At 33.0% G+C, this 19,949-nt stretch carries 18 protein-coding genes and 1 tRNA gene; 8 read left to right on the top strand and 11 right to left on the bottom strand.

Features of this window, described 5'->3' with window-relative positions:
* Positions 1–137: 137 nt before the first annotated feature.
* A complete protein-coding gene (locus LBP67_06800) occupies positions 138–947 on the bottom strand; it encodes a hypothetical protein (GenBank protein MDR2084686.1) in 810 nt (269 codons plus the stop codon).
* 64 nt (positions 948–1,011) lie between these two features.
* Here LBP67_06800 and LBP67_06805 point away from each other — a divergent pair, with 64 nt between their 5' ends.
* The 3 genes from LBP67_06805 (at position 1,012) to LBP67_06815 (ending at position 4,871) form a co-directional block, all read left to right on the top strand.
* Positions 1,012–2,424, top strand: a complete 1,413-nt coding sequence (locus LBP67_06805; GenBank protein ID MDR2084687.1) for a redoxin domain-containing protein — start codon at positions 1,012–1,014, stop codon at positions 2,422–2,424.
* A gap of 167 nt (positions 2,425–2,591) precedes the next feature.
* Positions 2,592–4,184, top strand: a complete 1,593-nt coding sequence (locus LBP67_06810) for an indolepyruvate ferredoxin oxidoreductase (protein ID MDR2084688.1) — start codon at positions 2,592–2,594, stop codon at positions 4,182–4,184.
* A gap of 99 nt (positions 4,185–4,283) precedes the next feature.
* Positions 4,284–4,871 carry an indolepyruvate oxidoreductase subunit beta gene (locus LBP67_06815; GenBank protein ID MDR2084689.1) on the top strand — a complete coding sequence of 196 codons (588 nt, stop codon included), beginning with the start codon at positions 4,284–4,286 and terminating at the stop codon, positions 4,869–4,871.
* A gap of 72 nt (positions 4,872–4,943) precedes the next feature.
* Here LBP67_06815 and LBP67_06820 read toward each other — a convergent pair whose 3' ends face one another.
* From LBP67_06820 to LBP67_06860, 9 genes are all read right to left on the bottom strand, one after another.
* Complete coding sequence (locus tag LBP67_06820) at positions 4,944–6,059, bottom strand: T9SS type A sorting domain-containing protein (GenBank protein MDR2084690.1); 1,116 nt, start codon at positions 6,057–6,059, stop codon at positions 4,944–4,946.
* 267 nt (positions 6,060–6,326) lie between these two features.
* Positions 6,327–7,778: an NADPH-dependent glutamate synthase gene (gltA, locus tag LBP67_06825; protein MDR2084691.1), complete on the bottom strand. Its 1,452-nt coding sequence runs from the start codon at positions 7,776–7,778 to the stop codon at positions 6,327–6,329.
* Positions 7,771–8,613 carry a sulfide/dihydroorotate dehydrogenase-like FAD/NAD-binding protein gene (locus LBP67_06830; GenBank protein ID MDR2084692.1) on the bottom strand — a complete coding sequence of 281 codons (843 nt, stop codon included), beginning with the start codon at positions 8,611–8,613 and terminating at the stop codon, positions 7,771–7,773. Before LBP67_06830 ends, gltA begins: the two co-directional genes overlap by 8 nt.
* 89 nt (positions 8,614–8,702) lie before the next feature.
* Positions 8,703–8,954: a 30S ribosomal protein S20 gene (gene rpsT / locus LBP67_06835; protein ID MDR2084693.1), complete on the bottom strand. Its 252-nt coding sequence runs from the start codon at positions 8,952–8,954 to the stop codon at positions 8,703–8,705.
* 21 nt (positions 8,955–8,975) lie between these two features.
* Positions 8,976–9,047: transfer RNA gene (locus tag LBP67_06840), tRNA-Glu, on the bottom strand.
* A 314-nt stretch (positions 9,048–9,361) separates the two neighbouring features.
* Positions 9,362–10,024 (bottom strand): hypothetical protein, encoded by a 663-nt coding sequence (locus LBP67_06845; protein MDR2084694.1) that lies wholly within the window; start codon positions 10,022–10,024, stop codon positions 9,362–9,364.
* Between the two features lie 11 nt (positions 10,025–10,035).
* Complete coding sequence (locus LBP67_06850) at positions 10,036–10,881, bottom strand: PorT family protein (protein MDR2084695.1); 846 nt, start codon at positions 10,879–10,881, stop codon at positions 10,036–10,038.
* Positions 10,882–10,910: 29 nt separating this feature from the next.
* Positions 10,911–11,912: a PfkB family carbohydrate kinase gene (locus LBP67_06855; protein MDR2084696.1), complete on the bottom strand. Its 1,002-nt coding sequence runs from the start codon at positions 11,910–11,912 to the stop codon at positions 10,911–10,913.
* A 3-nt stretch (positions 11,913–11,915) separates the two neighbouring features.
* A complete protein-coding gene (locus LBP67_06860) occupies positions 11,916–13,112 on the bottom strand; it encodes a pyridoxal phosphate-dependent aminotransferase (GenBank protein MDR2084697.1) in 1,197 nt (398 codons plus the stop codon).
* An 82-nt stretch (positions 13,113–13,194) separates the two neighbouring features.
* Between LBP67_06860 and LBP67_06865 the strand changes: the two genes are divergently transcribed.
* Both LBP67_06865 and LBP67_06870 read left to right on the top strand, forming a co-directional pair.
* Complete coding sequence (locus LBP67_06865) at positions 13,195–14,832, top strand: hypothetical protein (protein MDR2084698.1); 1,638 nt, start codon at positions 13,195–13,197, stop codon at positions 14,830–14,832.
* Between the two features lie 173 nt (positions 14,833–15,005).
* A complete protein-coding gene (locus LBP67_06870; protein MDR2084699.1) occupies positions 15,006–16,037 on the top strand; it encodes an alpha/beta hydrolase in 1,032 nt (343 codons plus the stop codon).
* Between the two features lie 63 nt (positions 16,038–16,100).
* Here LBP67_06870 and LBP67_06875 read toward each other — a convergent pair whose 3' ends face one another.
* Positions 16,101–16,739, bottom strand: a complete 639-nt coding sequence (locus tag LBP67_06875; GenBank protein ID MDR2084700.1) for an MBL fold metallo-hydrolase — start codon at positions 16,737–16,739, stop codon at positions 16,101–16,103.
* Between the two features lie 149 nt (positions 16,740–16,888).
* Here LBP67_06875 and LBP67_06880 point away from each other — a divergent pair, with 149 nt between their 5' ends.
* From LBP67_06880 to LBP67_06890, 3 genes are all read left to right on the top strand, one after another.
* The gene (locus LBP67_06880; GenBank protein ID MDR2084701.1) at positions 16,889–17,092 is read left to right on the top strand and encodes a hypothetical protein; all 204 of its coding nucleotides are present in this window, start codon (positions 16,889–16,891) and stop codon (positions 17,090–17,092) included.
* Between the two features lie 60 nt (positions 17,093–17,152).
* Complete coding sequence (locus tag LBP67_06885; protein ID MDR2084702.1) at positions 17,153–18,091, top strand: DoxX family protein; 939 nt, start codon at positions 17,153–17,155, stop codon at positions 18,089–18,091.
* Between the two features lie 103 nt (positions 18,092–18,194).
* Positions 18,195–19,844: a hypothetical protein gene (locus LBP67_06890; GenBank protein MDR2084703.1), complete on the top strand. Its 1,650-nt coding sequence runs from the start codon at positions 18,195–18,197 to the stop codon at positions 19,842–19,844.
* Positions 19,845–19,949 lie beyond the last annotated feature (105 nt).

Below are 19,949 nucleotides of genomic sequence, written 5' to 3' on the forward strand. Positions count from 1 at the left end.
AAAACGTATCTCCGATCATAATGGTTTGAGTGTAGAAATTTATAGGCTGGGGATAATATTTTATAATGAAGGTTTTAAGAAACAAGAGCATGTAATTAAAAGGTAATTTTTAAAACAATTATTATCAACACATCCTATTATCTTCCCAAAAACACAACTAATCCAACCGCTAAATTCAAATTTTTATAAAAAACAGGAACCGTATTAGAAAAGCTACTCATTCCTCGAGTTGTGGTTATGGTATATTCCTGAGAAAATTCGCTGTAATTTAATTCGACATTCAAGCCGAAACGACCTTCGGATCTAAATTTAGCACCTATAGCTAAGTAATATGAAAAATTCCAATCGGAAGCAGACTGGGTAACTTCTTTATAGGAAATATCGTTCACGGTATATTCGCAGGTAAATTCCGGATATTTAGAATAAAAGGGACCGAATCCGGCTTCCATAGAAAAATAAACATTGTTTACTATCGGTATCGAAAAGAAAATTGCCGGACAAGAATATGCCGTTAAATAATAATCGTTTGTAGAAAAATTGAAGTTATAAACAGCATTTTCCGAAACATTATACGCATCATTAAACGCCTGATTTAATTTATTTACAGCAAGAAAATTCTGTGAAACCGAGCCTCGTATACCTATTCCCAGAAATTTTATAAAAAACCAAGCCCCGTTAATAGAAATGTTAACTCCGGGATTCGCAAATCCTGCCACTTTGTATTCCGAATTGCCGGTTAACGGTAGTTTCGGTTCATTGGGTTGATACGGATAGTTGTAGTTTCCATATATTGTTTTATGCGAATATCTTCCGGCCGGAAAAGCACATCCGACATTTAAAGAAATAAAGGACTGTGCATTTCCTCTGAAATACGCCAAAATATCCTGCGAAAAAAGAGGACTTAAAGAGAATAGCAAAATTACAACTATAATTGTACGTTTAATCATCAGAAATTTATTTTTCTATCTGCAAATTTATTACTTTTGTACTTATAAACAAGCCAAACTTATAATGAAAGTCTTAAAATTTTTATTTATCAGTATAATAATTGCCTCTACGAATTATATTTATTCTCAAGAAATCCCAAGTATTACAATAAATTTAAAACACGATAAAAACAAAGACAGTGTTTTGTACCTTTGCTATACTTACGGCGATAAATTATTTCTTCTTGATTCTGCCGAGTTTAAAAATAATAAATATATTTTTAGATATGATAAAATGTACCCATCTGGAGTATATTATATTTTTAATCAAAACAAAAATAAAATATTTGATTTCTTGATCGATAATAATTATAAAGATTTTGAAATCATTGCCGATGTGAAAAATCTTCCTTCAAGTTTATCAGCAAAAAATTCTAAAATTAATTCGGATTATTTTGACTATAAGCGTTTTATCGCTCTAAAACAAAATGAGATTAATCCTTATATTCAGAAATTAGCTCTTGAAGAACGCGAAAGTGAAACATATAATCAAATTATAAGAGAAATAAATTTAATTAATGAGCAAGTTTACAATCATATCAGAAACATCGCCGCTGAAAATCAGGATAATATTTTGGGATTGATTCTATTAGCTAATCTACCGATAGAAAGTGTAAAAGCTGAAGACTCTTCTTTGAGTGAAGAAGAAGTTTACTTAATGTATCTGGATAATTTCTTTGAAAATTTTAAGGTTGAGGATGAGCGATTATTAAGAACTCCTATTTTTCAAGAAAAAATCAATATTTTTTTGGATAGAATGACAATTCAAAACCCAAAATATATAATAATCTCAGTTGATAAACTTATTGAACGCGTTATTAATTCCGAAGAAGTTTTGAAATATCTTCTTTGGCATGTTACCGCGAAATACGAAGAATTACTTCACAAAAACATCGGCTATGATTCTGTTTTTGTGCATATTATTGACAAATATTATGTGCAGGGTGTAGATACATGGTCATCAAAAAGTTTGGTGGATGCGCTAATCGGCAAAGCCAACGAGATGCGTACGACTTTAACTGGCGAAAAAGTTCCCGATATTAAATTACTTGATAAAGATAAAAGACCTATTAATTTATATTCTATTGATAACCCGTTTACTCTGATTTACTTTTGGACAGATGACTGTGCCAATTGTAAAAAAGTTACTACGGACTTATTGAAAGTTTACAGAGATTTTAAGGATGAATACGGATTAGAAATTTTTGGGGTTTACGCAGGAAATACTTTTGATAAAATGTTGGAATATATTAACACCAATAGTATTCCATGGGCAAATGCTTACTTACATTCTAACCAGGATATTGATTATGTGTATTTATTTGACATACATTCAACGCCGTATTTATTATTGTTAGATTTTGACAAGAAAGTTATTGCAAAGCGATTTATACCTGAAGACTTGGAAAGTTTGCTTCAGCGGAATAGCAAGCAATAATTCCGTATTAAAATCGCCGTCATATAAAGAAATGAAAGATTCTGTTCTTATATTTCTATATTATTTCCTAATTATTCTTAATTCCTACCTTCTAATTTCTAATTTTTTCATATCTTTACGGAATAATTTTAAAATTTCTAATTAAATACTAATCAAATATTTAAATAATGCAAAAGTTATTATTATTAGGAGATGAAGCAATTGCACAGGGAGCATTGGATGCAGGACTTTCAGGAGTTTATGCTTATCCCGGCACTCCGTCAACGGAAATAACAGAATACATTCAACATTCGAAACAAGCAGCGGATAACGGTGTACATCGCGACTGGTCGTCGAATGAGAAAACAGCTATGGAAGCTGCAATCGGTATGTCGTATGCTGGTAAAAGAGCATTAGTATGTATGAAACATGTAGGATTAAATGTTGCCGCCGACGCTTTTATGAACGCTGCTATTGTTGGCGCTAATGGCGGACTTGTTATTCTTTCCGCTGATGATCCGTCTATGCATTCTTCTCAAAACGAACAAGATTCAAGAGTATTCGGAAAATTTGCTTTAATCCCGATGCTTGAACCCAGCAATCAACAAGAATGTTACGATATGGTTCAGTATGCTTTCGATTTTTCCGAAAAATATAGAGTACCCGTTCTTATGAGAATTACAACCCGCCTTGCACATTCAAGAGCAGGTGTTATCCGTAAAAATCCGAGAAAACAGAATGAAATTCACATTCCGGAAAATCTAAGACAATATGTTTTGCTTCCGGCCATATCAAGAAAAAATTATAAAGAACTGTTGCTCAAACAAAATGATTTCATCAATAATGCAATAAATGACGGATGGAACACATTAACAATGGGTAGCAATAAAAAATACGGAATTATTGCCGCAGGATTAGGCTACAACTATCTCATGGAAAATTTTCCCGATAGAAATATCCCCTACTCTGTTCTGAAAATTACTCAATATCCGCTTCCTACCGATATGCTGATCAAATTAGCAACAGAAACCGAAGAACTTATTGTTATGGAAGACGGTTATCCGTTTATTGAAGAGCAAATCAAAAGTTTAATTCCTTCCTCATTAATTGTTCACGGCCGTTTAGACGGAACTTTACCGAGAGATGGTGAGTTAAATCCTAATCTTATAGCAAAAGCTTTAAAAATAGACAAAGGTGAATTCAATGTTATTCCTGAAGTTGTAAAACCTCGTCCACCGAAATTGTGCGACGGTTGCCCGCATATCAATTCATATCTCGCTTTAAATGAAGCTTTAAAAGATTACACTCCGGGAAGAGTTTTCGCAGATATAGGTTGCTACACATTAGGTGCACTACCTCCTTATAATGCAATTAACACATGTGTTGATATGGGAGCATCAATAACTATGGCGAAAGGCGCAACAGATGCAGGTATTTTGCCGGCGGTAGCTGTTATCGGCGATTCCACTTTCACCCATTCCGGAATGACCGGATTACTTGATGCCGTATGGGAAAAATCACCAATAACAATTATGATACTTGATAATTCTACAACTGCAATGACCGGCGGGCAAGATTCCAATGCTTACACCAAACTTGAAAGCATTTGCAAAGGTCTTGGCGTTGAAGAAAATCATATTAAAATCATCAATCCTCTACCGAAATTTCATGAAGAAAATGTAAAAACAATTAAGGAAGAACTTGATTATAACGGTGTTTCTGTAATTATTCCTAAACGTGAGTGCATTCAAACAATTGGTAAGAAGAAACGTACGTGTTAAACACTAAATGTGAATGATGATTCGAAAACAATAATACAAAATCCGATTTTTTGAATCTGAAATTGAAATGAATATTTATGAATAATAAAAAAAATTGAAATGAAAACAGACATAATATTAGCAGGTGTAGGCGGACAAGGAATTTTATCGATTGCAGCTACGATTGGTACGGCTGCTATTGACAGAGGTTTATATATTAAGCAAGCCGAAGTCCACGGGATGAGTCAGAGAGGTGGCGACGTGCAATCACATTTGAGATTATCCGACAAGCCGATTGCTTCGGATTTAATTCCTCAAGGCGGTGTTGATTTAATTTTATCTGTTGAACCGATGGAAGCCTTAAGATATGTAAATATGCTCAGTAAAAACGGCTGGATTGTTACGAATAAATCTACATTTATTAACATTCCTAATTATCCTGATGCTGAAGATATTTATTCGGAAATTAGAACATTTAAAAACAGTATTATTATTGATGCCAATCAAATAGCCAAGGATTTAGGCTCCGTGAAAGCTGCCAACATCGTGATGTTAGGTGCCGGTGCAAGATTTATCGATATGCCTTACGAAGCTTTTGAAAAAGCGATCAGAGATATTTTCGAAAGAAAAGGTGAAAAGATTGTTGAAATGAATCTTAATGCTTTGAAAGCGGGCGCAAAAGCAACGGAAGAATACTTGAATAACTGATAATTATTTTACAGATAATAAAAAAGCCGGTATTTATAAAAAATTACCGGCTTTTTTGTTATTTATAAATGTTTACTCTTTAATTACCTTAAAGCTTTGTTTACCTATATTCACAAAATAGATTCCCGAATCAAGATCACTAATATCCACTTCCGAATTACGCGTTTTTAAAACTGTTTTTCCTTGTATGTTATATATAATTATTTGTTGTTCATCAACATTATTATCTACATAAAATTTATTCTTTACAGGGTTCGGATAAATATATAATTTTGGTTCATCTTTATCATCAATACCCCAATAAATATTAATTGATGCGGTTACTTTTGCAGGATGTTCGGAAGCGGAAATAATATACGAATTACTTACAGTTACTATATACATTCCTTGTTTTAAGAAAGTAATATCCCCACCGGCAATAACATAATCCTCATTTTCAATTGCTTCGACATCATTTAATATCACTTCAAAAAGTGTTCCGGCACCATTAAAAGCATCATCAAATGTATATGCATCATTTTCTTCAGAATATGGAATTTCTATTAAAGTTTGTGTTCCTATATATGCTATTCCGGAAAAATTATCCGAAATATCTTTTATACCTGACATCGAAATCAAATTATCATAACAATGCAGAGTAGTTAAAGAAATGTTTTCGCTAATATCCAGACTTGTTAAGTTATTCGACCAACAAGATAAGAATTCCAAGGCTGTATTTGCACTAATATCAAGGCTTGTCAATTGATTTTCATGACATAACAAATGTGTTAATTTCAGATTCGCACTAACATCCAAACTTGTCAGGTTATTAGTATAACACATTATTTCGGTTAATTCCGGCGCATTACTAACATCCAAACTTGTTAATTCAATTTCGATAAATCTAACTGCAAGAAGATTTATATTTTGATTTGTTGCTTCAATATTAACCTCATAATTATTAGAATTACTGTAGGTATGTTTTAAATCAATTGGATAAATACCAAAACCATTATAATATTCTTCACTTCCATCTCCCCATTTAACTAAAATAACATTAATACCAGAAGTTGCAAAAACACCAAATTTTTGTTCCGCATCTTGAGTCGCATTCCAGGTAAAAACAATTTTTTGTTGGCCAAAGACAGTAATATTAATAAGAAACAGTAATATTGAGATTATAGTCTTTGAGGATAGATTTCTTATCATAATTCATATATTTTTGTTAATAATTAAAGATATTATTTTGCAAATATATAAAACTACATGAAAAAATAGGAAAATAATTTTTATAATACGTATAAACAATCTCGAATAATCGTACTACATTTCAAGGCTTTAAATGATTCTATCAACACGTCTTTCTACAAATATATAATATCCAGAATGGATTATGCAGGCAATCGTACTCCTTAATTAAGATGAAATCATACTTTATAGAGATTCAACAGACCATTACTCCATAATTTTTAACTCTTAATTCTTAGTCAAATGCTTATGCATTCCTGTTGCCGCCTTTCGTCCGTCGCCCATAGCGAGGATTACAGTTGCTCCGCCTCGTACTATATCGCCGCCGGCAAACATGTCATTAATATCAGTCTGATTATTTTCTTCATTAACAATGATTGTTCCCCATTTGCTAACATTTAAATTTTTCTCAACCATAGGAATCAAGGGGTTAGGAGAAACTCCGATTGCAACAACAACCAAATCAACATCAACATCCGTAAATTCATTTGTAGCAACAGGTTTTCTTCTACCGGAAGCATCGGGTTCTCCGAGAATCATCTTTTGAAGACGCATTTTATTAACATGTCCGGTTTCATCGGCAAAATATTCCGTCGGATTATGCAAATTCATAAACACAATACCTTCTTCCATAGCATGTTTTACTTCCTCAACTCGCGCAGGCATTTCTTCACGAGAACGGCGATAAATAATCATTGCTTCGGCGCCGAGGCGTTTTGCAATACGAACAGAATCCATAGCAGTATTACCTCCGCCGATCACAGCAACGCGTTTGCCGATAAAAACAGGAGTATCGTAATTTTCATCAGAAGCTCTCATCAAATTTACTCTCGTAAGATATTCATTGGACGAAAGAATTCCATTGAAATTTTCACCGGGAATATTCATAAAATTAGGTAATCCGGCGCCGCTGCCGATAAAGAATCCTTTAAAACCCTTCTCTCTCAAATCATCGAAAGAAGACGTTCTTCCCAAAAGAAAGTTCTTTTCAAATTTCACTCCGAGGTGTTTCAGGTTTTCAATCTCAAAATCAACAATACTGTTCGGAAGACGAAATTCAGGAATTCCGTACTTCAGAACGCCGCCTATTTCGTGTAAAGCCTCAAAAACAGTAACATCATAACCTAATTTTGCCATGTCGCCGGCAAAAGATAAAGACGCCGGACCAGAGCCGCAAGTTGCAACTTTTATTCCGTTCGACTTAGCAATATACGGAACACAACGCTTTCCTGATTCTCTTTCCAAATCAGCAACATAACGTTCAAGATAACCAATAGCAACCGGTTCTTTTTTCATTTTGAGTTGAAGAAAACAATTTGCTTCGCATTGTTTTTCCTGCGGACAAACTCTTCCGCAAACGGCAGGTAAAGCATTAGATTCTTTTAATGATGCAATTGATTTATCAAATTCTCTATCTTCAATATATTTTACAAAAGTGGGAATATCAATATTAACGGGACAGCCTTCAATGCAAGTCGGATTTGCACAATCCATACAACGGGAAGCCTCCCTAACCACCTGTTCTTCCGTTAATCCCATATTAACTTCCTTATCAAGCCATTTAATACGTTCATGCGGATCAAGCTCATTCATTTTAACCCTGTCAATAGCAACGCGGTCTTTTGCCGGCATTTTCTTACGGAGAATTTCTCTCCATTCTTCATTACGTCTATTATTCATGGCATTTACAGGATTTAGAATGATTATATTTTTCAAAAGCTTTAGTTTCTAACGATTTATACGCATTTAACCGCATCACAAGTTCATCGAAATCAATTTGATGAGCATCGAATTCCGGACCGTCAACACAAGTAAATTTTGTAGTACCGCCAACTGTTACACGGCAAGCCCCACACATTCCTGTTCCATCAACCATAATAGCGTTTAAGCTCGCTTGCGTGGGAATATTATACTTTTTCGTAGTCAGAGCAGCGTATTTCATCATTACAGCCGGACCAATCGCAATACATTCGTCGATTTTTTCTCTTTGAAGAACTTCTTCGGCGCCATGAGTAACTAAACCTTTTCTGCCGTGAGTACCGTCATCGGTCATAATAATTAACTCATCAGAATATTCCTTCATTTCATCCTGCAAGATAATAAGTTCTTTAGACCTGCAAGCAAGAATAGTTATAACTTTGTTTCCGGCTTCTTTAAAAGCCTTAACTATAGGGTACAGAGGAGCTATTCCCACACCGCCTCCGAGAGCAAGAACTGTTCCGGCTTTATGAATGTGAGTGGCTTTACCGAGCGGACCGACCAAATCTAAAAGATAATCTCCCGCATTTAGTTTGCACATTTTAGCGGAGCTTACACCAACATTTTGAATAATAAGACTTATTGTTCCTTTTTCCACATCGCTATCAACGATTGTAAGAGGTATTCTTTCACCTTTTTCATCTAATCGGAATATTATAAAATTACCCGGTTTTCTTGAAACGGCAATTTCGGGAGCTTCAACTTCGAAGCGGTAGATTTTTTCCGACAATTGTTTTTTTTCAACTATCTTATTCATATATTAACTATAGATTTTAAATTTTGGAGAAAAAAAAAGGCATGTTTTCACATGCCCCTATATTCTTCTTTTTTTTCACAATTAGTATTTTATAAAGTATTCACTTTGTGGGTCAACTTAGATTTTAAGTTTGCGGCTTTATTTTTATGAATAATTTTTTTCGATGCCATTTTATCCAACATTGAACACATTTGCGGAAGTTTTTCTACTGCTTCTGCTTTGTCTGTAAGTAATCTGAATTTTTTCACCGCATTACGCATTGTTTTAGCATAGTATCTTCTATGCAATCTGCGTTTTTCGTTTTGTCTTATTCTTTTAAGAGCTGACTTATGATTTGCCATATATAAATAAAAAATTTGTTGTAGTCCATAGCGGAATCGAACCGCTGTTTCCAGGATGAAAACCTGACGTCCTAACCCCTAGACGAATGGACCAATCAATTTGATAAGTCAAAGAACAATTTTTATTATCAAATGCGAGTGCAAAGATATAACAATTTTTGAATACAGAATACTTTTTTGAATATTTTTTTTGAATATTTTTTATAACATTGATTATGAGAAATATTTTATATTCTGATATTCGTATTATAAGTTCTAAAAGTTTCGACTATATTTTTAGCGAAACAAGAATTTCATGAATTCGAATTACTACATTTTCAAAACTTTAGATATAAATATCAAATCATTTAAATGAAAATATTTTAAAACCTCATTTAATCAACTTATATTTTTCATCTAACTTTCAACTATTCCTTATCAGGATTAAAAGTAAATCCCATTCTTTTGGAAGTTTTGATTTGCATAAAATCTCTGATTTGGATGAATTGGTCAACTGTAATCTCTTGTAACAATTCATAATCAGGAACTAATGGAGCGAAATGCATTACATATTCTATTGCCGATTTTAAAATAGTTTTTGCGGCATCAGCATCGAATTTACTTGTGGCAAATCTGTTCAGGAGCATTCCTATTTCCCGCTTACCTTCAACAAAATAATGTCCTTCGTTATTAATCATAATCCTACCTATCATATATCCGGAATCCAAACTTCTCTTAAGTTTTATAGAATCGGCAATAAAATTATAGATTAGAATTTGTCCGCACTGTGCACGATTTTTGTTTTCCTTCATATAAGGTGTTTTCATAATTTCGTGATTACGTGAAAATTCAAAGACATTAGTATGTAGAATAAAGACAATCATATCGCCACCGACAGTAAGTTCGAATTCATTTGTACCGTGTTTAAAAACAGCTACCGGAACTTTTTCTTCAGTATGAAATTGTTTGAAACTTTTATCGAAGTCAACGGCAGCTTCATGTAAAATATTAAAGGATTCTTTAGTTTTAGAATATACTTCGCTCTCAAGCGAATAAATATCCACTAATTCTTTGTATAGATCTTCAGACATATTGAAAATTTTTATTCGAAAGTAAAAGTAATATTAAATTGTTTTGATTTAAGAGTTTCTATACTTCTCGTACAGAAGGTATCTTTCATATCCCGGTTAACTATATCGAAAAAGCCATAGGACATTCTTATTTCAATGCCCAATTTAAACCAAAACATATAGAAATCGAAACCTGCACCAATCGTACCATAAAGGTCATGAGGCTTTAAGGGAACAAAGTCATCCTTACGAACATTTTTAGTTTGCAAAGATTTCACAGCTAATAAATCAAACTTATATTCAATTCCACCTATTATATATGGACGCATATTATTAATACGCTGTCCTTTATATTTTAACATTATCGGTAAATCAATAAATACAGACTCTATCTGCATACTTGATTTATGTACATCCATCGGTTCGAAGGGAGTAAACTCATTCGAATTTTTCTTTTTTTCATCAAATTCAAAAACGATTTGTCTAAAAGCCAGTGTCAGTCCCGGAACCAATCGCAAATCAAAATATCTTCCCAACCTCAGATTACTAACAATTCCTACGGAAAAACCGGGATTATGAACTGTTTTAATATTCCTGATTTTCATTTCAGTACCATTGCCGAAATTAAATACGCTATCAACAGCAGCAGCATTATAGACATGGTCGGTATATCCATCTGTAGTATTGATTCTGAATCCCATGAAATTAGCCGAAAGTGTAAAACCAAAATGATACTTTGCATCATCATAGTCAATTAGATTCGGAGGGAGTGTACGCTGTTTCTGGCAATAAGCAGGCATTATTGAAATAATTGCTAACGCAAAAAACAATAATCTGTATATATTATTCTTAGTATTTGGAAACTTTTTTATTGCCATACAAGGATATAAACGAGCAAATTTGCAATTTATTGCTTTTCCGATTTACATTTTAAAAGTTCTTTATTCAGCTCATCCACAGTAATTGTAGAAATTCCGGATTTCTCGCAAGCCAAGCCGCCGGCAACATTGGAAATATAAGCTATATTTTCAATATCCGCGTCAACTGCGGAAAGCAATGAAGCCACACTGATAACAGTATCTCCCGCACCCGAAACATCAGCTATTTGCCTTATGTGGGCAGGAAAATAAAAATTCGTTCCGTCTTTTTCCGAAATCATAATACCTTTATCAGCCATAGTTAAAAGAAAAAGTGAAATATTATGTTCCTGTTGGAACTTTTGCATCAAAAGTAATAATTCGGCATTACTTGCTTTTGAAATCGAATAGTATTCACAAAATTCTTTTAAATTCGGCTTAAAGATATAGGCATTATCATAGACATCGAAATTCTTTTTCTTAGGATCGACACAAATTTTAATTTTCTTTTCTACAGCTATTTCAATTATTTTTCCAATAATTTCTCTACTCAACACACCTTTATTATAATCCTGCAAAATTATCACCTGCGGCAACAGTTCTTTAATTTTTCGTTCTACAACAGATGAAAACAATTCCGCTTCCTTTTCGGAAAGATAGAAATCATCCTCGTCATCAATTCTAAGCAATTGTTTATTATTACTGATAATTCTATTCTTAACAGTAGTTTTTCTATCATCACTTAAAATTATTTCCGAAAAATCAAGTCCGGCATTTTCAAATAAAGAACGAATTTTTTTTGCGGGGACATCATTTCCAATAACCGAGCATACATGTACTTCGGCACCCAATGATTTAATATTTGCCGCAACATTAGCGCCACCGCCAAGATTATATTCTTTTGATTCCAGATTAACAACAGGTACCGGAAATTCAGGAGACATTCTGTTTGCGGTACCAAAGTAGTACACATCAAGCATAATATCTCCCACAATTAAAATACGTACATTGCCGAAATCGGGAAGAACTTTATTAATAAAGTCAGAGTTCATTCCTTATTTCAACTTAGCTAATAAAGTTTTAATCCTTGAGATTGCTTCAATCAGATTCTCGTTAGATGTTGCATAAGAAAACCTTATACAGTTTCCATCGCCGAAAGCACTTCCCGGCACTAATGCCACATACGTTTTTTCCAAGATATACATACAAAGATCTTCGTCATTTTTAATCACTTTTTCACCATCGGATTTTCCGAAGTAATAAGTGAAATCGGCGAAAATGTAGAAAGCGCCATTAGGAATATTTGTTTTAACTCCGGGAACACCTTTCAATAAATCCAACAGCAAATCCCTGCGTTCATGAAATTTTTCTACCATTATTTTTAACTCCGGAATATCCGCCGGATCTCTTTCAAAAGCTACAACCGATGCTTTTTGCGCAATAGAATTTGTGTTTGATGTTATTTGCCCTTGAAGCTTATCGCATGCTTTGGCAATCGGCAAAGATGATGCGGAGAAACCCAATCTCCAACCTGTCATTGCAAAACCTTTGGAAACTCCATTAATAACAATAACTCTCTCTTTAATATTTTGGAATTGAGCAAAACACTCGTGTTTACCTTTAAATATTATATGCTCGTATATTTCATCCGAAAGAACATATACATGCTCATTTTTTTCAACAACTTTAGCCAACGCTTCGAGTTCGTCTTTAGTATAAACCGACCCGGTAGGATTACACGGCGAATTAAGCATAATCAGTTTTGTCTTGGGAGTTATAGCTTTTTCAAGCTGTTGCGCGGTAATCTTAAAGTCGTGCTCAATGCCGGCATTTATAAGCACTGCTTTTCCTTCCGCTAATTTTACCAACTCCGAATATGAAACCCAATATGGACTGGCAATCACAACTTCGTCACCCGGATCAACGAGTGACAGCAAAACATTTGCTATTGCCTGCTTAGCGCCTGTACTTACAACAATTTGTGAAGGTTGATATTCAACTCCGTTATCGCGAAGCAACTTCTTACATATTGCCTTACGCAATTCCAAAATACCCGGAACGGGCGTATAGTGCGTAAAGTTGTCGTTTATAGCTTTAATTGCTTCTTGTTTAATAAATTCCGGTGTGTCGAAATCGGGCTCACCGATACTAAGGTTAATAACACTTTTTCCTTCTTGTTTTAAGGCGGCACTTTTAGCTGTCATTGCTAAAGTAGCCGATTCTTCAAGATTTAAAATTCTTTTCGAAAGCATAGCATTTAATTTTTTTGCAAAAGTATAAATTTAATATCTATTTTTGCACTTCTTTTAAAAACTTTTAATTTCTACAATGAGAATGAAAAGATTATCATTATCAATAATACTGCAAATATTTTTTCTTACAATATGTAGCGCGCAACTTATATCTACAACTCAATATTTCAAAGAAGATTTTGAGATTTCAAAATATAGAAACGATAATTGTGTTGCAAACATGTTGAATACAATTTCCATTGATGCCTGCGAGAATATTTCAAACATAAAATTCAGTATTTTCTATGAAATAGAAATTTCCGATTCTCTTCGTTTTTCATTTGAATTGCCTAAAGGCGATGTTTTTTATTCGGAATATGATATTTCCGATTTTCTTTTACCTGAAAAAATAAACATCAAATGCGGAAGTTTGAATAGAATAATCTCGATTGAGAAAACAAAAATGAATTATTCTTTCGAAAGGCCTACAACTCCGGGTATTGCAGAATGTACATTTATTTTCAGCAATGAAATATTAAATAATTTCAACAGTAAAATCAATACGATTCGTACTTGTACCGCATTAACGATTGTTTCAGATTCTCTGATAAGTATATTGAACAGATTTTCCTCCGAAGAAAAATACATCGGCAGTGATGCCGGAATTTTTCTAACTTTCATTGATTCTCAATTAGATTATATAAAGAAAAATGCCGATTCAATCAGCAAGATTTCAAATATTATAGATACACAAACGCTTTACAACAAGATACGTATTATTGAAGCAAGAAGAAATTCGGTTGCTTTATCCTATACCAATGAAAACACAGGGAGATTAGCTCTCGGCGATCGTTATGCCACTGACTTAGCGAATAATTTTTGTAATTATTACGATAAATGGTTATATATGTCAAATTCCAGCAAGCATTTATATTCGGGAGAAATTGCATATATGAGCAGTTTCAAACGTACAAAACCGGACTTAGATGGTTTTCTTAAAACTATTTCCGAATCGGCACAAAATGCTTTTCTGAATTATATGTATTTAAGGTTATTGAATGATGCTACAACTGCGTACGAAAATAATAACATTAACATTTCATTGATTCTGATTGATAATTACGAGTATATTTCCGAGATTTCGCAAAATTCATATACTGATAGTTTTCATAAGTTAAAAACGGATTGCTTGTCAACTTTACGCGACTCGTATTTAAAACTTGCCGAAATGTTTGAACAAAACGGAAATTATTCCATCTCGAAAAATTATAATGATCAAGCAAAAGCTATTCAAAATAATTTGATGGCACATGGAGAGAGTTTTAAAGATTCCCCCGAACATATTATCGAACACAAGGAAGTTCCGGATACGAATTATGTTACAATTTCAACCGTAAATACAAATACTATTGAAGAAGATGATTCTAATTATATTGTTGAAGTTGAAGAAGATGAAAAAATCGAATTTAAAGAAGATAAAGAAGTTGTGATTGAAGATATTGCCGAAACAACAGAAATTATTAAAGAAGAAGAAATATCCCACAATAATTGTTCTTTATATATTAGAAAGTTAAAAGTTTTAGACGAAAAAATAGATAGCTTTACAATATTTACTGTCGAGAATTTATTCAACCGTTACTCTAATGAACATCCTGAATGCATAAAATTATCTTTTAACGAATGGATTGAAAGTATCGGACGCGAGGATTTGTTATCAAAAAAGAAAAAAAACAAAAGGTAAAATTTTAATTTAGGATGTTATTTTACACGAGAAATTCTATCAATAAATTATAAAGTGCATCATTTGTAAAATTTCTAACTTAATCTGTGAAATTGATGAAATTTTTAAATTTTTGAATTTTAAATTCCTATTCCAAAATTATCAAGATTAAAAAATTTAAATAAAAACAGGACATGAAAATATTTAAAATTTTAATATACAGCCTTATCGGTTTACTTACTGCTTTCGTATTCAAACCCTATAAAGATCCTTATCACAAAAAATTAGCTAAAGTCGGTTTTTTTGAAAAAAGAGCACAAATCGGAAATGTTAATTTCAATTATGTAGAAGGCCCTGATAACGGCCCTGCTCTTCTTTTGCTTCATGCGCAGCATATGGACTGGTATAGTTACAGTAGAGTACTTCCGACTTTATCAAAATCATTTCACGTTTTTGCAATTGACTATCACGGACATGGAAAGACGGTATCAGACATCGAATCCATAAAAAACGTCAATAAAATCGGTAAAGATTTAACCGATTTTATTAAAATTGTTATTAAAGAACCTATATATTTATCGGGAAATTCATCCGGAGGAATACTTGCAGCATGGTTAGCTTCAACCGAGCCGGAATTGGTAAAATCAGTTGTTTTAGAAGATCCCGCATTATTATCCAGCGAATATCCGAGAGTACTCGAAACAATTGCCGATAAATCATTTGCAATATGCAGTAAGTTTATTGAAGAAGGAGACAGCAGCAATTTTCTTATTTATTGGATTGACAGCTGTAAGGATTTTTTCAAAAGGCAGATTGGATTTAATGTTGCGCCTATGCTTGTTTCATCAGTAAAATCATATCAAAAAAATCATCCGGGAGAGGCGATTGAGATTTGGTATCTTCCTAAAATTGTTCGTTTGATGATGCGCGGTATGAATTATTATAATCCAAATTTTGGTGCGGCATTTCATAACGGCACATGGAATGAAGGTTTTGACCATCAGGAAGCGTTACGAAATATAGAATGTCCGGCGATTTTATTACATGCAAATTTTAAAATAATGGAGGATGGGACTTTAAATGGTGCACTTTCACAGGAAGAAGCTGATAAAATAGTTGAATTAATTCCGAATTGCAAATATATGAGAATAGATTCTCAACATGTTATTCATTTAGATAAACCCGAAGAATATATTGAGATAATTAACAACTTTTTTTGTCATTAAAACCTTAATCAAATTCAGTTCTCATAATATTCTCTCTTATTAAACCTTTAATCCTTTATGTTTTTAATTAAAAAAGGGATTAAAGCGTTTTTCAAATTTCACGGTTGTAGGCGCATTATGCCCGGGATAAATGGTTGTTTCTTCAGGCAAAGTAAAAATTCTGCTCTTGATATTATTCGTAAGTAATTCGTAATCACCTGTCGGAAAGTCGGTTCTGCCGATACTGCTTCTAAAAATGACGTCGCCTGTAAAAAGGATATTTTCTTTGGAATTATATAAGCACACGCTACCATCTGCATGACCGGGCATATACATTACTTGCAGATAAGAGTTGCCGAATTTTACGATTTCTCCTTCTTCAAGATCGAATTTTAATTCCGGCATTTTAAAATTAGTAAATCCGATTAAATCGGCTTGCTGTTCTATCATTTTTATCAGCATGGCGCTATTAGAGTTAATTCTAGGAACAACATTGTATTTCTCTGTGATATGAGCGCCTCCGGCAAGATGATCTGCATGAGGATGAGTAAAAACCGCTTCTACCAATTGTAAATCATTGTCGGAAATAAATTTATCAAATACAGTTGTTTCTTCAGGATAATAAAAAGCCGGATCAATTACCAATGCCTGCTTTGTTTCATCATATAAAACATACGTATTTACTTCAATATGATTAAATATAAAAGAATGAATCTTCAGCATAATTCTGTCAATTTTTTTGCAAAAATAGCGAAACTTGATAAAATTTTGCATGCACATCTTAAAATAATAATTACTTTTGCAAAAAATTAGTTAAACAACAGGAGCATGCCGAAAATCCTATCAAAGAGTAGGCAAAAAATTTGAAAATTATGAAAAAATTATTAATTGGTTTAGCAGTTGTTGCTTTCGCGTTTACTTTAACATCTTGTAATAAAACATGTCAATGTACTTACAAAATAGGTTCGTTATCTTATGAATATGAAACAGATCGTCCAGAAGGAGGAAAATGTTCAGATATCGGTTCTCTTGAGATTAACGGAACTGTAATTGACACCGGTGTTGAATGCAAATAATTGCAAACTAAATTAAATCAAAAGAGCAATGCCTAAATAACATTGCTCTTTTTTATATCTATGATAAGAATTTATCAAAATAAAACATTATCAATTGTCTTACGAATTATTGTCGGACTCACGTTCATTGCATCCGCAGTATTAAAATATATTTCCATTGATGTGTTTGATTTGTATGTTTACGAACATAATCTCTTTTCAATATCAATTACAGAAACTCTTACACGACTGTTAATTGCCGCTGAATTTACTTTAGGTATTATGCTAATTCTCGGAATATATTTCCGGTTTGCATACTATACTTCATTGATATTTCTGACGGCATTCACAATTTATCTTTTTTTACTCCCCTATCTCTTCGATGTTGATATTTCAAACTGCCACTGTTTCGGTGAGGCAATAATCTTTACACGAAATCAATCAATTATAAAAAATATATTTTTAATAATTGCTCTGATATTCATTACCCCACATTTCTTTAAAAGAAGAAAATGGGAAACATGGGCTTTTATTACAATTAGTATAGCCTCGTTAGTTGTCGTATTTGTTATTAATGCGCCTAATTACCTATACACTTTAGTACATAAAACCAAAATAAAGGTTAACACCGAACTATATAAAGAAGCTCTTCAAAATTACGGTACTGAAAAAGAATTTACTAACGGGAAACAAATTATTTGCATGTATTCTACACAATGCCAATATTGTAGAAAATCAGCAATAAAATTACATCTTATTTTAAGAAACAATAATCTTCCCGAAGAAAACGTAAAAGCTATATTTTGGACAGGTACTACCGACGGTACAATTAATAATTTTTTTAAAGAACAAAACATTCCATCTGTAGAATATACGGCATTCCGTGTAGATACGTTTCTAAACGTTACCAATGGGAAAATGCCTCTTATTCTTTTCTCTGACAACGGAGATATTATAAAGGTTGCCGATTATATCTCAATGAAAGAAAAGGATGTTGTTGATTTTCTATCCGACAAATAAAAACATTTTTTCGTCATCACTTTATATTGTCAAAAAATATGTTAACTTTGCGAAGTTCTTTGAAAATCAAAACATCAAACCAAGTATTTATTAAATTTTATTTATGATAAAACAATTACGCGCAACTTTCTTACTTGTTATTCTTGGATTAGTTTACACGAACACAATATGCCAAGATCTTAACAGTGCAATAATTAACGATTACAATCGAAACTCCATCAGTGAAATTTTTATCCGCTATTCCGATTCATATAATTCAGACATTCAGAAAATGTTTGAAAATCGGTCGGTTTCGGAAAAATTTGATGTTAACGAAATCTCTTTAAAATATATCAATTCAAATGAAAGCAGAAATATTATTAAAGACGACACGCGCATAAATCCGAACAGAACAGCAGCAATTACAAATTTCTTAAATGAAAGGAATATCGGACTTGAAGTGGTTTCTTACATTTTCAATCGTGATGCCAACGGCAAGATGGATCTGAGCAGAATTCACGAACGCGGATTATACACAGCAAAAGATACCGATGTAAGACTCAGCGGAGTAAAAGTCAGAGGACTTTTTGAAATGGAAGATTACGGCCATGAGCTCATTAGCAAAAGTTATATTATTGTCTATGACTTCGTTAATATTCGTACCGAGTATAATAATATTTATAAAGAAGATTATTACAAAGGACAAATTTCAGCGTACGTTTTTGAAATACAGTGGAACGATGAAATTCAGGCAATGATTTTCGACTCATGGATTGATGATGATACTCCTCAAGACCAAATTGCCGAGAAGATAAAGGCTTATAACAATATATATATTCCGGTCAAATGCGATTTAAGAGCTACGACCACAGCTTCAACAGTTAAGGATAAATCAAACGATTTCAAAACTTGGCTTGCGGAAGCGAATAATAATATTTCACACGAAATTCAGAAAAATTTTGATGATTTTGCTGTTATATCAGCAATTACGAATCTTAATCCGATAAGATCCAAAATAGGTTTGAAAGAAGGATTAAAGCCCGGACTTCGTTTTTATGTTTACGAAAATGTGATGAAAGGTGACGGAAATATTGCAAAATCAAGACAAGGAGTATTGAGAGCAACTCATAATATTGTAGATAACAGATATGTTGCTACAGGGCAAAATCCTGAAAGCGAATTCAGGCAAATTGCAGGAAATAAATTGGAACTGGGGCAATCTTTAATGGAAAAGAGAGATCTTGGTTTCAGCCTTTCGGCCGGATACGCAAGTACACTATTAAGAGGTAAATCTAACGACAGCATTGCGGGAAACATCGGCGGCGCGCATATAGATATCGGATATGAAATTTTCATGAAATCAAAATTAATGAGCAGTTATACCATGATAGCATGCAACATTGAAGCAAGCGCTTTTAATGTTGCATTAAGTTATTATATTGGCTTAAGCATCAGAAATTTTGAAATTTTACCTTTTGTAGGTTTCGGACTTGATCATTATTCTGTTCCGGATTCTCCTGATATTCAAAGTAGTGAAGGAAGTAAATACGGAGCTTGGTTTGTACAGGGCGGATTAAGAATGCATGTTAATATTTATTATCCTGTTCAATTTTTTGCCGCCTGCGAATGGAATCAAATAGTGAGTATCGGTGATTACTATGATGAACTTTCCGGCACAATCAAAGAATTTACTGTAGATAATTCATTGAAACATTATAAATACAGAAGTTTAAACGGTTTGCACACTTACGGCGGAATAAGAATTTGTTTCTAAATTTACAAAATATTGCAAAATAATTAAAATAAGATTATTTTTGTTTTTTGATGTTTATATCATCGAAATAAAAATTTAATAAACATGAAACCATCATGGCAAATA

This window comes from Bacteroidales bacterium (genome assembly GCA_031276035.1).
Taxonomy (GTDB): Bacteria; Bacteroidota; Bacteroidia; order Bacteroidales; family BM520; genus RGIG7150.